This is a genomic window from Pseudoclavibacter chungangensis (assembly GCF_013410545.1).
Classification (GTDB): domain Bacteria; phylum Actinomycetota; class Actinomycetes; order Actinomycetales; family Microbacteriaceae; genus Pseudoclavibacter; species Pseudoclavibacter chungangensis.
On the sequence record NZ_JACCFV010000001.1, the window covers coordinates 202701 to 216855 of the forward strand.

The window sequence follows — 14155 nt, forward strand, 5'->3', positions numbered from 1 at the left end:
GGAGCGGGCGGCCCGCCGGGTCCCGCAACGATAGGGACGGGCGGGGACGCGACGGTGGCGTGCGTCGCCCCCTGAAGGCCGGTGACGGTGGCGGTCACCCGATGACGTCGCGTGACGCGGGACGCGCGCGGGCGTCCGGTGCCGCACGGCGGCGCCCGCGAGCGACGTCCTAGGCTCCCGGCATGACGCAAGCGGACGAACACGACAGGATCGCGGCCGAGGTACTCGCGCGCTCACCCGTCGTCGACGGGCACAACGACCTGCCGCTCGGCCTCCGTGCGCTCGCGCGCGGGCGGGTCGACGGGCTCGACGGTCCGCGACCCGAGTTCCAGACCGACCTCCCGCGGCTCCGGGCCGGCGGGGTCGGGGCGCAGTTCTGGTCGGCCTACGTGTCGTCGTCGCTCCCGGAACCCGAGGCGGTCGTCGCGACGCTCGAGGAGCTCGACCTCATCGCGCGGCTCGTCGCCGCCTACCCTGACAGGCTCGCGCCGGCGTGGACGGCGGCGCAGGCACACGCGGCGATCGCGTCGGGTCGCATCGCCTCGCTCATCGGCGTCGAGGGCGGGCACAGCATCGCCGGGTCCACGGGCGTTCTCCGATCGTTCGCGCGCCTCGGGGTGCGGTACCTGACGCTCACGCACGTCACGAACACGGCGTGGGCCGATGCTGGGACGGACGAGCCCGCGCACGGCGGCCTGACCGACGACGGTCGCGCGCTCGTCCGCGAGCTCGGGCGCATCGGGGTCCTCGCCGATCTCTCGCACACGTCCCGCGACACGCAGCTCGCGGCGCTCGACGTCGCGACGGCGCCCGTCCTGTTCAGTCATTCGTCGTCCTTCGCCGTGACGCCGCACCCGCGGAACGTCGACGACGAGGTCGCGGCCCGCGCTGCCGCGGCCAGTGGCGTCATCCAGGTGACGTTCGTGCCCGCGTTCGTCTCGACGGCGCTGTGGCGCTGGCAGCGGGATCGCGACGCGTTCCTCGCCGAGCGCGGTGCCTCGCCGTCGTTCGACTGGCCCGCCGCACCGACGCCCGCGGAGGAGGAACGAGAGCGCACGGAGCCGCGCGCTGCCGCCGCGCGACCGGAACCGCCCGCCGCGCTCGCCGAGTGGGAAGAACGGCACCCGCGGCCGGAGGTGACGGTCGCGGATGTCGCCGATCACGTCGACCACCTGCGCGAGGTCGCAGGCGTCCGCGGCGTGGGCCTCGGCGGCGACTACGACGGGATCGACCGCCTGCCGCGCGGCCTCGAGGACGTCTCGGGCTATCCGCGACTGATCGCCGAACTCTCGCGGCGCGGCTGGAGCGCGGGTGACCTCGAACTCCTGACGGGGAAGAACGTGCTGCGCCTGCTCGGCGACGCGGAGGACGCGGCGAGCGAACCGCTGTGGCCGACACCCCCGGCGACGCGCTGATCGGAGAGCGTCTGCCCGGGGAGCGTTCGCGAGAGGAGCGTCTGCGCGACGGCGAATTTGCGAGAGGGAGCGTCTGCGTGAGCGTCGAATCCCAATCCATCCGAGTTGTTGCTACTCGGCCCGCGGCTCGGTAGCAACAACCCGGCTTTCTGTGCGCGTCGGGGCATCGGAACGGCAGCGCAGGGGGTGCTCGTGCGTGACCCTGAGTTCCGGAGCGACGCCGATTCATCCGGGTTGTTGCTACCGGGCCCGCGGCCCGGTAGCAACAACCCGGCTTTTTCAGGGCGGGTGGTGTGAGGGCTACTTCGCGAGGTAGCCGCCGTCGACCGGGATCGACACCCCGGTGAGATAGGTCGCCGCGGGACTCGCGAGGTACGAGACCGCCCCCGCGACGTCCTGCGGCGTCGCGATGCGGCCGAGCGGGATCGCGCCCGCGACATGCGCCTCGGTCGCGGCCGGATCGGGCTGCGCGGCGACCCACTCCTCGTAGAGCGGCGTGCGGGTCATCCCCGGCGCGACCGCGTTGACACGGATGTCGTGCGGCGCGAGCTCCACCGCCATCGCTCGCGTGAACGCCAGCATGGCACCCTTCGAGGCGCTGTACACGCCCATGGTCACGACCCCGATCTCGGCGAGACGTGAGGTGACGTTGATGATCGCCCCACCCTGTCCGCGAGCGTGCATCGCGCGGGCGGCGGCCTGGAGGCAGAGCATCGCGGCGAAGGTGTTGAGCTCGAACGTCTCGCGGATCTCGTGCTCGGGCACCTCGAGGAACGGAACCGTGTGGTCGATACCCGCGTTGTTGACGAGCACATCGAGGTGACCGTGCCGACGGACGACCTCCTCGACGAGCTCCTGCGGACCGCCCTTCGCGGCGAGATCGGCTCGGACGAACTCGACCGCCGGCCCGAGCGCCTCGGCGACGGCCGCGCCGCGGGCCTCGCTCCGTCCCGACACGACGACCGTGAATCCGTCGTCGCGCAATCGGCGGGCGATCTCGACGCCGATGCCGGACGTCGCCCCGGTGACGAGCGCGATCCGCTGCGTGGACGCGACCGAGGCGGCAGGAACGCCGACCGGCTCGGCGCCCGGTTGTTCCGGAGCCCCGTTCGTCGCGGTGTCGAGTGCGTCGTCGTTTCGGTTCACGGTTGGTCCTCGATCGTCGTGGTGCGTGGTGCGTGGTGCGTGGTGCGTGGTGCGTGGTGCGTGGTGCCTTGTGCGTGGTGCGTGGTGCGTGGTGCGTGGTGCGTGGGGAGTGGTGGTGCGTGGTCGCGAGTTGTGGTGCCGGGCGTCGCGGTCCGTCCCCTGTGATTCGACCTTACGGATCGTCCGGGCCCGCCGCTCTCGACCGATTCGTCGGGGCACCGCTCGCGTCGGCCGGTATCGCCGCGCGAAGACCCCTCGACCTCTCGTGCCGGGGCAGCTGATCCGGCCGGGTTGTTGCTACCGGGCCCGGGGCTCGGTAGCAACAACCCGGCTTTTTGCGCAGTCGGAGCCGCAGTCGGAGCCGGAGCCGGAGCCGGAGCCGCAGCCGCAGCCTCGTCGGCGTCCGGTCGGCCCCGCGTCGGCCGGTCAGGGCTTGTTGGGCTTGCCGATCAGGGTTTCGCCGTTCGCGATGCGCAGGTGGTCGTCGCTGCCCGGGATCACGTTGCCGCGCAACGAACGGCCCGCCGTCTCCTTGAACGTGAGCACCGAGACGAGCCCGAGCACGCCAGCGACCATGAGATAGAAACCGGGGACGAGCACGTTGCCCGTCGCGTCGATGAGCCACTCGTTCACCATGCCCGAGGTACCACCGAATACCGCCGTCGAGATGTTGTAGCCGATCGCGAAGCCCGAGTAGCGCACGGCCGTCGGGAACAGCGCAGGCAGCGTCGACGAGATCGTCGCGAGCACCATGACGAGGAAGATGCCGAGGATCCCGATGCCGATCACCTGCGACCAGAGGGCGTCGATCTGGATGAGCATGACCGCGGCAGTGACAGCACGATGAACCCGATGCTCGCGACGATGAGCTGCGGCTTCCGGCCGATCCGGTCGCTCAACACGCCGAACGGCACGATCACCGCCATCATGAGCAGCTGGATGATGACGAGCGAGAAGTTCGCCTCGGCGGCCCCGTGCCCGAGCGTCGACGAGAGGTACGTCGGCATGTACGTGAGCACGATGTAGAACGCCACGTTGACGAGGATCACGAAGCCGATGAGCTTGAGTACCTGGAACGGGTACGTGACGATGAGTGTGCCGAGCGCCTTGAACGCGGACTCGTTCGTCGTGGTGTGCGCCGAGTCCTCGGTGAAGGTCTCGGATTCGGTGAGGTGGCGGCGCATCCACAGCGCGACGCCGCCGAGCAGGAGCGTGAGGAGGAACGGCGCGCGCCACCAGCCGGCGAGCATGCCGTCCTCGCCGAGGACGAGCGTCATGGTCGTGCACAGGATCGCGGCGGCGCTGAAACCTGCGAGCGTGCCGAACTCGAGGAACGAGCCGTACTGGCCGCGCTTGTTGTCGGGCGCGTGCTCCGACATGAACACCGCGGCGCCCGCGTACTCGCCGCCCGCCGAGAAACCCTGCACCATGCGCAGGAACACGAGCAGGATCGGCGCGAGGTAGCCGACCTGGTCGAATGTCGGGAGCACGCCGATGAGTGCCGTCGAGAGGCTGATGACGACGATCGTGAACACGAGCACCTTGCGGCGTCCGATGCGGTCGCCGAGCGGCCCGAGGATGATCTCGCCGAAGGGCCGGACGAGGAACGAGATCGCGAAGCCGCCGAGCGCGAGGATCGTGGGCAGCGCGCCCGACTCGTCGCCGAACGTGAAGATCAGTTGCGCGATGTAGACGACGCGGTAGCCGTACACGCCGTAGTCGAACCACTCGATCGCGTTCCCGATCGCCGAGCCGGCGACCGACTTGCGTGCGGTGCGTCGCTGCACCGGTGAGAGGTCGATGTCGCGCGTGATGGGCGGCGGCTCGTACGTGCCGGCCGAGATGTCCTTCTGACTCATGGTGTTGCTCCTGTCAGGGTGGCGGTCGACGCGCGCATCGGTGCGGCCGCGTCGTCGTGATGGTGGTGGGCGCTTCGGAGCGCGATGAGGGCGTAGGCGCGGGCGGCGGTGAGGAGGTCGCTCACGGCCACACGCTCGTCGGGTTGGTGTGCCTGTCCGATGACGTCGCCCGGACCCAGCACGAGGGTCGGCACCTCGTGGTGGGCGGCGAGGAATCCGCCCTCGCACGCCGCCGTCCAGACGCCGACGTCGCCCGTCCCGCCGACCGATCGGACGACGTCGCGGACGGTCGTCACGAGGGCGGAGTCGGGGTCGGTGACGAAGCCGGGCATCGTCATCTCGACGGCGCCGGCGAGCGCGATGCGGTCCGTGCCGGGGCGGGCTCGCTCGCCGATGCGCGCCCTCGCGTCGGCGAGGAGGTCGGCGAGGATCGTCCCGGGCTCCTCACCGGGAAGATTTCGGCGGTCGACCGACAGGGTGCAGCGATCGGGCACGATCGACGTGCCGTGGCCGCCCTCGATCGTTCCGACGCTCCACGTCGCCGCACCGAGCACCTCGTGGGGTGTTCCCGCGAGGCGGGCGTGATCGGCCTCGATCGCGGCGACGACGTCGGTCGCGGCGAGGATCGCGCTCGCGCCGGACGCGGGACGCCCCGCGTGCGCGCTCGCTCCCGCGACGTCGATGCGGAGGTTCGTGGCGCCGCGACAGCCCGTGATCGTGACGAGCCCCGTGGGTTCGGCGACGAGGCACGCGCTGAAGCGGTGGCGTGGCGCGTGCGCGATGTGGTGGAGCGCGCCGGTCGCGTCGACCTCCTCGTCGACGGTGCACACGAGCGTCATGGCGAGCTCGGGGGCACAGGCGTGCACGGCCCGCATCGCGTGCACGACAGCGGCGAGGCCGCCGCGCATGTCGGTCGTGCCGCGCCCGATGATGGTGTCGCCGTCCCGTCGCGGCTCGAACGGGTCGCCGGTCCAGCCCGGCCCGGCGGGCACGACGTCGCTGTGGCCGAGGAAGAGGACCCCGCCTGGCTCGGCGCGCGCGTCCGGCGGTTCGTCCGGGCGGGGCGCACGGCCGAAGCGCGCGACGAGGTTGGGGCGGCCGGGTGCGACCTCGTCGCGTTCGACGTCGGCGCCGGCCGCGAGGAGCGCCTCGGCGAGCACGTCGACGCACGCCGCCTCGGTGCCGCCCTAGTTCTCGCCGCCCGTGCGCACGAGCCGTTCGGTGAGTTCGGTGACGGACTCGGCGTCGATCAGGCCGAGCACGCGCGCTTCGAGCGCCTCGTCGACGACGACGGGATCGGCGGGGCGAGGCAGGTCGTCGGCCGAGGCGGGAGCGACCGCGGTCGTCGCGACGCGCGTCGCGGGCGAGGCGATGAGCGCACGCACGGCCGCACCCGCGATCTGGCGCTGCTTGGCGGGCGCCGCGTCGGGCAGCCAGACGGCGCCCGTGACCGGCGGCGTCGCCCGTGGCCGATCGCGCTCGGCGTCGGCGGACGTCCTCGGGTCGGGCGCGGGGCGCTCGGCGGTCGTCATCGGACACCCCCGCGGGCGCGCTGCTCGTCGAGCGCCGTCCGCAGCCGGCGCACGCCCTCCACGATCCGCTCCGGCGTCGAGGTCGCGAACGACACACGGAGCGCGTCGCGGAACGCACCCGAGTTCGAGAAGGCGGGGCCGGGGATGAACGCGACACCGTGCCGCAGCGCGGTCGGGAACAGCTCCTCGGTGTCGATCACCGCGTCCTCGCCGAGCAGTGTGAGCCACAGGAAGAACCCGTCCTGCGGGTCGGTCGTCGTCACGCGGTCGCCGAGCAGTTCGCGGACGGCGCGGACGAGCGCCTCCTTGCGTTCGCGGTACACGCGGCGGAGGCGTTCGACGTGCGCGTCGAGGTCGCCCTCGGCGAGGTAGTCGGCGACGACGTGCTGCATGGGCACGCTCGTGCACGTGTCCATGGCCTGTTTCGCGTTGATCGCGAGGCGGCGCAGTTCGGGCGCGAGCTGCATCCAACCGATCCGCAGCCCGGGGGCGAGGACCTTCGAGAACGTGCGCACCCGGATGATCCGCGCGTCGTCGGGGCGCAGCTCGGCGAATCCGGGCACGTGCTCGCCGTCGAAGCGGAGCGCGCCGTAGGGATCGTCGTCGATGATGACGGCGTTCCACTCGTCCGCGAGTTCGAGCAGGCGACGACGGCGTGCCTCGCTCAGCGTCGTCCCCGACGGGTTCTGGAAGTTCGGGATCGTGTAGATCGCCTTCGGCACCTGTCCCGTGCGGGCGACGAGCTCGGGGAGGGCCTCGACGACGAGCCCGTCGGCGTCGATCGGCGCCTCGAGCACGCGTGCCTGGTAGCTGAGCGCCGTCCCGATGCCGTTCGTGTAGGTCGGCGACTCGACGACGACGAGGTCGCCCGGATCGACGACGAGCTTGAACGCGATGTCGAGCCCCTGCATGCCGCCGGTCGTGATGAGCAGGCGATCCGGGTCGGCGTGCTCGCCGTGCCGTTCGAGGTAGGCGGCGAGCTGGGCGAGCAGTTCGGGTTCGCCCTCGGTCGCGCCGTAGTCGAATCGACCTGCGGCGGGTGCCTGGAACAGGCGCGCGAAGTCGGCCTCGGGGATGAGTTCGGCGTTCGGAGCGCCCATCGCGAAGCGCACGATGTCGTGCCGCTGGCTCGCGAGGAGCGAGGTCGACGAATCGATGACGGAGCCGTTCAGCTGCGTCGTGCGGTCGGCGAGGCGGGCGCGCTGCCCGGAAGCGGCGGTGAGCACGGTGGACCTCCTGGGGTCGAGGGCGATCGGATCGCGGCGTCGGGGCGTGCACGGACGACCGTGTCCGCGCACACCCGTGCGCCTCCCGTCGATGCGCGGCGCGGAGGCCGGATCGGACTCGAACCCGGTCGACATGTCACTCCCTCGTGATGTCCCGCCGGGCGACCCGGCGTGTGATCAGGCTACGAAGACATACTCTTTCGACCAACGGGGTGCGACTGATCTGTATTCATTAGCCCAACTTCACGGTCGGATCGATCCCGATCCGATCGGACTCGAGGGGAGCGGCGCATGCTCGACGTCAGGCGACTCGCGCTGCTGCGCGAACTTGACGCCCGTGGCAGCCTCGCCGAGGTGTCCCGCGCACTCGGCATCTCGTCGTCCGCGATCACGCAGCAGCTCGGGAAGCCCGAGGCCGAGGCGGGCCTGCAACTGCTCGAGCCCGTCGGGAGGACGGTGCAGCTCACGCCCGCCGCGAAGCTCCTTGCGCGCCGCGCGGACGAGATCGCCGAGGTACTCGAACGCGCCGAGGCCGAGCTCGAGCACCGCCGCAGCCGCGTCCAGGGCGTCGTGCGATTCGCCGCGTTCAGCACCTTCGCGCTGCGCTACCTTCCCGAGGTGCTGCGCCGCACGGCCGCATCGCACCCCGACGTCGTCGTCGAGTTCACGCAGGTCGAGCCGTTCGAGGAGCTCGCGGCGGTCGCGGGACGGCGCGCGGACATCGCGGTGACCGACGAGTATCCGCGCATCCCGCGACGCGTCGAGGGTGGGATGACGCGGATCCGCCTGCTCGAGGACCCGCTGGCCGTCTACACGCCGGGTCCCGTCGACTCGATCGAGGCACTGCAGGAGCTGCAGTGGGTGCTCGAGCCCGAGGGGAGCGACGCGTGCACGTGGGCGCACCGCGTGTGCCGTGAGGCGGGCTTCGAGCCGCGGCTCCGATTCGAGTCGCCCGACCTGCGCGTGCACCACGCGCTCGTCGCGGCGGGCGAGGCGGCCGCGTTCCTGCCCTCGATGGTGTTCAGCGGACCGTGGGCATCGCTCGCGGAGCCCGCCCATCGATTCGCGTGGCCGATCGAGGACGACGGCGAACTGCATCGCGACGTCTACGCCGTCACGCGTCGGGGTGGCGAGTTGCGTCCCGCGGTCGGCGCCGTGCTGCAGCACCTGCGTGACGTCACGGGCGACTGATCACGGCCAGGTGTCGCACGCCCCGTGCGACATGTTCCGTGACCTGTCGTCGAGACGCGCCGCTCGGCCGGGCGTCGAGATGCGCGCGGCGCGATCAGACGCAGACGGCGTCGAGCAGCTCGGCGGCGGCCGCGAGCTCGGCGTTCGTCAGCTCGTGACCGATCGCGGGCTCGACGATCACCTCGGGCGTCGTGTGGGCCTCGAGCCACTGCTCCGTGAATTCGACGGCCGCGGCCGGGATGACGGGGTCGAGCGCGCCGCGCCCCCACAGGATGCGCGGACGCCGCTCCGCGAGCACGGCATCACCCGGCAGCGGCGCGGGCACGACGAGGCCCGAGAAGAGGACGGTGGTCGCCACCCGCTCGGGTGCGAGTCGGAGGGCCTGCATCGCCACGATGCCGCCCTGCGAGAAGCCGACGAACGCGAGGCTCGACGGCGTGACGCCCTCGGCCGCGAGGATCCCGTCGATGCGCGCGAGCACGTCGGTCGCGGCCTGTGTCGCTCCTTCGTCGACGTCGGCGCGGGCCGCGTCGTGCTCGGCGCCCGCACCGGCCCCGAGCACCGTTCCGTCGCTCGCGAAGCGCAGCGGGAACCACGCGGCACCCGGGATCGGCTCCGGTGCGGCCAGCGGCGCCCGCAGCGACAGGAACACGGGGCGCGTCCCGAGCCGGTCGGTGATCGCGTGCACATCGGCGTCGTCCGAGCCGAATCCGTGCAGGACGACGACGAGCGGTCGACCGTCGACGGCGGAAAGGGGCTCGGAGCTCCGCTGCAGCGCGGTCGCGGGCGTGTCAGGCATTGCGCCACTGTATCGGGCGCAGCTTGCCCGGTTCCCGCCCCGTGTTCATGCGGGGTACGACAGAATGAGCGCATGACGGTGCGTACCCCCGATCCGGATTCCAGTTGGCTCGGCGACGACGAGCTCGAACTCATCCGTCGGCGTGTGCCGATGCTCTACGTGGAGGCGGTGCCGCTGCGCGTCGACGGCGAGGGCCGCGTCGAGCACATCGGCACGCTGCTGCGCGCCGATCCGACGGGCGTGCTCACGCGCACGTTCGTGACGGGGCGCGTCAACTACGGCGAGGGGGTGCGCGATGCACTCATGCGCCACCTCGAGAAGGACCTCGGCGCGATGGTGTTCCCGCAGCTCCCGCCGTCGCTCACGCCGTTCACGATCGCGGAGTACTCGCCGTTTCCCGGCTCCCCGCTCCACGACGACCGGCAGCACGCGGTGGCGCTCGTGTACGCGGTGCCCGTGTCGGGGGACTGCAATCCGCGTCAGGACGCGCTCGAGGTGTCGTGGCTGACGCCGAAGGAGGCGCTCGACCCCGACCTGCTCGACGAGATGGAGGGCGGCCGCGGGGCGCTCATGCGTGCCGCGATCAGCCACCTGGGTGCCTACCCGCGCACGTGAGGCACGTCCGCCGCGCGTGAGGCCCACCGGACGCGAGGGCCGGGCCCCGAAGCGACGCGCGGCTCCGGCGTCGAGGAGACGCATGGCTCCGGCGTCGAGGAGACGCACGGCTCGGCGTCGACGAGACGCATGGCTCCGGCGTCGAGGAGACGCATGGCTTCGGCGTCGAGGAGACGCATGGCTCCGGCGTCGACGAGACGCACGGCTCGGCGTCGAGCATTACCTGAGCCCGGTGCATCCAGCCGGGTTGTTGCTACCCGGCCCGGGGCCCGGTAGCAACAACCCGGCTGAATGCGGCTCGGCTCCGCGCAAGACCGGCGTCAGACCGGCTTCGGGCCGGCGTCAGACCGGCTTCGGGCCGGGTCCGGACCGGCTCCGGACCGGTTCCGGACCGGCGTCAGACCGGCGTCGACGCGAGGTCGTCGAACGCCGCCGCGACACCCGCGTGCACGATCCGGCCGTCGCGCACGTTGACGCCCTGCGCGATCGCCCCGTCCGCGTCGATCGCCGCCTCGGGCCCGAGATCGGCGAGCCGCAGCACGTACGGCAGCGTCGCGTTCGTGAGCGCCCGCGTCGACGTCTGCGGCACGGCGCCGGGCATGTTCGCGACGCAGTAGTGCCGGATGCCGTCGACCTCGAACGTCGGCTCCTCGTAGGTCGTCGGGTGCGAGGTCTCGAACGCCCCACCCTGATCGATCGCGACGTCGATGAGCAGCGCATCGGGCTTGAGGAGTCCGAGCTGCGCGCGGCGCACGACCTTCGGGGCCGCGCGACCAGGCACGAGCACGGCGCCGACGATGACGTCCGCCTGGCGCATTTCCGATTCGAGCGTGAGCGCATCGGAGACGAGCACGCGCGCACGTCCCTCGAAGATGCCGTCGAGCTGACGGATGCGCTGCGCGGAGGTGTCGAGGATCGTCACCTCGGCCTGCATGCCGAGCGCGAGGAGCGCGGCCTGCGTCCCCACCGCGCCGCCACCGATGACGAGTACGCGGCTCGGCGCGACACCCGGCGCGCCGCCGATGAGCACGCCCTGCCCGCCCGCGGGCCGCATGAGGTGGGCGGCCGCCGCGTGCGCCGCGAGACGGCCGGCGATCTCGCTCATGGGGGTGAGGAGTGGGAGTCCGGTCTGGTCCTGCACGGTCTCGTAGGCGATCGCGAGCGTGCCCGCCGCGAGCAGCGCCTCGGTGAGCGGCCGGTCCGCCGCGAGGTGCAGGTAGGTGAACAGCGTGAGGTCGTCGCGCAGGAACCCGTACTCCGACTCGATCGGCTCCTTCACCTTCACGAGCAGCTCGGCGCGCGCCCACGCCGTGGCCTGGTCGGCGAGTTCGGCGCCCGCATCGACGTACCTGTCGTCGGTGAAACCGGCGCCGTCGCCGGCTCCGGCCTCGACGAACACGGTGTGGCCGTGGGCCACGAGCTCGTGGACGCCGGCGGGGGTGAGGCCCACGCGGGCCTCCTGGGGTTTGATCTCCTTGACGACGGAGATGCGCATGGTCGTGCCTTTCGTGTGCGTGGGGTGGGTGGTCGGACGGGATCAGGCCGATGGTCTGCGGGCGATGTTGTAGAAGCGGATCGACTCGTACTCCTCGACCCCCTCGGCGCCGCCCTCGCGGCCGAGGCCCGATTGCTTGACGCCGCCGAACGGCGCGGCCGCGTTGGAGGGGACGCCCTGGTTGATGCCGACGAGTCCGGTCTCGAGGCGGTCGGCGACGTCGAGTGCGCGGTCGAGGGACTCGGTGAACACGTAGCCCGCGAGGCCGAACTCGGTCGCGTTCGCGCGTTCGATCGCCTCCTGCTCGCTCGTGAACTTCTGGATCGCGGCGACGGGACCGAAGATCTCCTCGTTCGCGACGTCGGCGTCCGCGGGCACGCCCTCGATGAGCGTCGGGGCGAAGAAGTGCCCGGGCCCGTCGACCGCCACGCCGCCCGTCCGGAGGCGCGCACCGCGCTCGACGGCGTCCGCGGTGAGGGCCGTCATGTGTTCGACCGCGCGCGCGTCGATGAGCGGACCGAGGCCGATGCCCTCGGCGAGCCCCGCGCCGACGGCGACGCCCGCGAGGCGTTCGGTGAGTGCATCGGTGAAGTCGCGCGCGATGCCCGACTGCACGTAGATGCGGTTCGCGGCGATGCAGGACTGGCCGCCGTTGCGCATCTTCGCGGCGAACGCGCCGTCGACGGCACGTTCGAGGTCGGCGTCGTCGAACACGATGAGGGGCGCGTTGCCACCGAGCTCCATCGAGGTGCGCAGGACGCGGTCGGCGGCGATGCCGAGGAGCGTGCGGCCGACGGGCGTCGATCCCGTGAACGACACCTTCCGGACGCGCTCGTCGCGCAGCACGGCCTCGCTGAACGCGCTCGACGAGGACGTCGTGACGACCTGCACGAGCTCGGCAGGGACGCCCGCGCGGCGTGCGAGGTCGACGGCGAGGTACGTCGTGAGCGGGGTCGCGGTCGCGGGCTTCACGAGCGCGGCGCAGCCCGCCGCGATCGCGGGCGCGATCTTGCGCGTCGCCATCGCGAGCGGGAAGTTCCAGGGCGTGATGAGCACGGCGAGCCCGACCGGGGCGCGGCGGGTGAGGATGCGCGCATCGCCCTTGGGGGCGTCGCGGTAGCCGCCGCCGGGGCGGACGGCCTCCTCCGCGTACCAGCGCACGAAGTCGCTGCCGTACGCCACCTCGGCGCGCGCCTCCGCGAGCGGCTTACCCATCTCGCGGGTGATGAGGTGCGCGAGGTCCTCGCCGTACGCGACGAGCAGCTCGTACCAGGCGTGCAGCACGTCGGCGCGCTCGCGGGGGGAGGTGCGCGCCCACGCGGTGCCGGCGCGATCGGCGGTGCCGAGCACGTCGAGCGTCGCGGGCACGTCGAGGTCGGGGACGGTCGCGATGCGCTCGCCCGTCGCGGGGTCGTCGACGGGGATGCCGTCGGCACCGAGCCCGAGGTCGGCGACGACACGGTCGGCGCGCGCGAGGCTCCCGGCGTCGTGCGCGGTGGGCGTGGTCGTCGTCGAGCTCATCGCTGCTCCTCCGACGCGACGACCTCGTCGATGGCGCGGACGAAGGCGCGCACCTCGTCGTCGCTCGTGACGAACGGCGGGCTGATCTGCAGGGTGTTGCCGCGCAGGGGGCGCGTGATGTAGCCGAGGTCGACGAGCGCGTCGGTCACGCGGTCGTTCGCGATCTCGGGGACGAGCTGGACGCCGCCGAGGAACCCCGCGACGCGGACCTCGGCGACCCCGGGTCGACGTGCGGCGAGCGTGTCGAGCTCGTCGCGCAGCAGCGCCTCGAGTTCGACGACGCGCGGCAGCAGGCGTTCCTCGTCGAGCAGGTCGAGGTGCCGGAGGGCGACCGCGGCGGCCGTCGCGTGCCCCGCGTAGGTGGAGCCGAAGCGCAGCACGGGCGTGTCTGGGGAGTCGACGTAGAACGGCTGCCAGATGCGCGGGTGCACGAAGACGCCCCCGAGGGGCAGGTAGCCGGACGTGACGCCCTTCGCGAAGGTCACGAGATCCGGCTCGAGGCCGTAGCGCTCGGAGGCGAACATCGTCCCGGTGCGCCCGAAACCGGTGATGACCTCGTCGACGATCAGGAGGATGTCGTTCTCGCGGCAGATGGTCGAGATCGCCTCGAGGTAGCCGGGGGCCGGCGGATTCATGCCGCCCGTGCCCTGGATCGGCTCGGTGACGATCGCGGCGATCCGCTCGGGGCCGATCTCCGCGATCTGCCTGGCGAGGAGCTCGGGGTCGTCGGCGCTGACGAGCGCCGTCTCGGGCACGAGCGACTCGGTGCCGAGCCCCTCGCGGTTGAACGGGAGGCCCGCGATCGACGTCCCGAAGGCGTGCAGCCCGTGGTAGGCGTGCTCGCGGCTCACGATGATCGTCTTCTCGGGGCGTCCCTCGCGCTGCCAGTGGCGGCGCGCGAGCTTGCAGGCGACGTCGATCGCGTCCGATCCGCCCGAGCCGAAGATGACCTTCGGGTCGTCGATCGGGGCGATGTCGGCGAGCCGTTCGGCGAGGGCGAGTGCCTTGTCGTTCGCGAAGCGCGCGAACACGTGGTACTGCTCGAGGCGGTTCATCTGCTCGAACGCGGCCTGCGCGAGTGCGGGGTGCGCGTGTCCGACGTTCGCGTGCCAGAGGCCCGCCGTTCCGTCGTAGAGGCGCTGCCCGTCGACGGTCGTGACGAACGAGCCATCGCCGCGGTCGATCACGATCTGGCGGCCGAGGACGCTCGGCACGTGGGCCTGGGCGGGCCAGAGCGCGGGACCCGTGAGGATCTCGGGCTGCGCGGTCGCGGTGGAGAGGGGAGACGTCATCGGCTTGCTCCTTCCGGGCGGTCCGGTCGCGGTGCGGCCGGGGGCGTGCGTCGGTGCACGGCCA

Annotated in this window: 13 protein-coding genes; 3 read left to right on the forward strand and 10 right to left on the reverse strand. The window is 72.2% G+C overall.

Going from position 1 to position 14155, the window contains the following annotated elements; translation table 11 throughout:
* The first annotated feature begins 182 nt into the window (after positions 1-182).
* Positions 183-1415 carry a dipeptidase gene (locus HNR16_RS00840; protein ID WP_158039129.1) on the forward strand — a complete coding sequence of 411 codons (1233 nt, stop codon included), beginning with the start codon at positions 183-185 and terminating at the stop codon, positions 1413-1415.
* A gap of 300 nt (positions 1416-1715) precedes the next feature.
* Here the strand turns inward: HNR16_RS00840 and HNR16_RS00845 are convergent, their stop codons facing one another.
* The 6 genes from HNR16_RS00845 to HNR16_RS00860 form a co-directional block, all read right to left on the reverse strand.
* Positions 1716-2561, reverse strand: a complete 846-nt coding sequence (locus HNR16_RS00845; RefSeq protein WP_218868353.1) for an SDR family NAD(P)-dependent oxidoreductase — start codon at positions 2559-2561, stop codon at positions 1716-1718.
* A 426-nt stretch (positions 2562-2987) separates the two neighbouring features.
* Positions 2988-3383, reverse strand: a complete 396-nt coding sequence (locus tag HNR16_RS17740; RefSeq protein WP_218868354.1) for an MFS transporter — start codon at positions 3381-3383, stop codon at positions 2988-2990.
* Complete coding sequence (locus HNR16_RS00850; protein WP_218868355.1) at positions 3347-4420, reverse strand: MFS transporter; 1074 nt, start codon at positions 4418-4420, stop codon at positions 3347-3349. Before HNR16_RS00850 ends, HNR16_RS17740 begins: the two co-directional genes overlap by 37 nt.
* On the reverse strand, positions 4417-5580 hold the full coding sequence (locus HNR16_RS17945) for a M20 family metallopeptidase (RefSeq protein ID WP_225737729.1): 1164 nt from the start codon (positions 5578-5580) through the stop codon (positions 4417-4419). The genes HNR16_RS00850 and HNR16_RS17945 overlap by 4 nt, the downstream gene beginning before the upstream one ends.
* A 27-nt stretch (positions 5581-5607) precedes the next feature.
* Entirely contained in the window at positions 5608-5952 is a 345-nt protein-coding gene (locus tag HNR16_RS17950; protein ID WP_225737730.1) for a hypothetical protein, read from the reverse strand.
* Positions 5949-7178, reverse strand: a complete 1230-nt coding sequence (locus HNR16_RS00860; RefSeq protein WP_225737731.1) for an aminotransferase-like domain-containing protein — start codon at positions 7176-7178, stop codon at positions 5949-5951. The genes HNR16_RS17950 and HNR16_RS00860 overlap by 4 nt, the downstream gene beginning before the upstream one ends.
* 291 nt (positions 7179-7469) lie before the next feature.
* Here HNR16_RS00860 and HNR16_RS00865 point away from each other — a divergent pair, with 291 nt between their 5' ends.
* The gene (locus HNR16_RS00865) at positions 7470-8369 is read left to right on the forward strand and encodes a LysR family transcriptional regulator (RefSeq protein WP_158039131.1); all 900 of its coding nucleotides are present in this window, start codon (positions 7470-7472) and stop codon (positions 8367-8369) included.
* A gap of 94 nt (positions 8370-8463) precedes the next feature.
* On the opposite strand, the gene HNR16_RS00870 is transcribed toward HNR16_RS00865, so the two are convergent.
* The gene (locus HNR16_RS00870; protein ID WP_158039133.1) at positions 8464-9168 is read right to left on the reverse strand and encodes an alpha/beta hydrolase; all 705 of its coding nucleotides are present in this window, start codon (positions 9166-9168) and stop codon (positions 8464-8466) included.
* Positions 9169-9240: 72 nt separating this feature from the next.
* Here HNR16_RS00870 and HNR16_RS00875 point away from each other — a divergent pair, with 72 nt between their 5' ends.
* Positions 9241-9783, forward strand: coding sequence for a DUF4916 domain-containing protein (locus HNR16_RS00875; protein ID WP_158039135.1), 543 nt, complete (start codon positions 9241-9243; stop codon positions 9781-9783).
* A gap of 397 nt (positions 9784-10180) precedes the next feature.
* Here the strand turns inward: HNR16_RS00875 and ald are convergent, their stop codons facing one another.
* Genes ald through HNR16_RS00895 form a run of 3 tightly spaced genes read right to left on the reverse strand, consistent with a single transcriptional unit; the run spans position 10181 to position 14091 of the window.
* Positions 10181-11278, reverse strand: a complete 1098-nt coding sequence (gene ald, locus HNR16_RS00885) for an alanine dehydrogenase (protein ID WP_158039137.1) — start codon at positions 11276-11278, stop codon at positions 10181-10183.
* A 42-nt stretch (positions 11279-11320) separates the two neighbouring features.
* Positions 11321-12799, reverse strand: coding sequence for an NAD-dependent succinate-semialdehyde dehydrogenase (locus HNR16_RS00890; RefSeq protein WP_158039139.1), 1479 nt, complete (start codon positions 12797-12799; stop codon positions 11321-11323).
* A complete protein-coding gene (locus tag HNR16_RS00895; protein ID WP_158039140.1) occupies positions 12796-14091 on the reverse strand; it encodes an aminotransferase family protein in 1296 nt (431 codons plus the stop codon). The genes HNR16_RS00890 and HNR16_RS00895 overlap by 4 nt, the downstream gene beginning before the upstream one ends.
* Between the last annotated feature and the right edge of the window lie 64 nt (positions 14092-14155).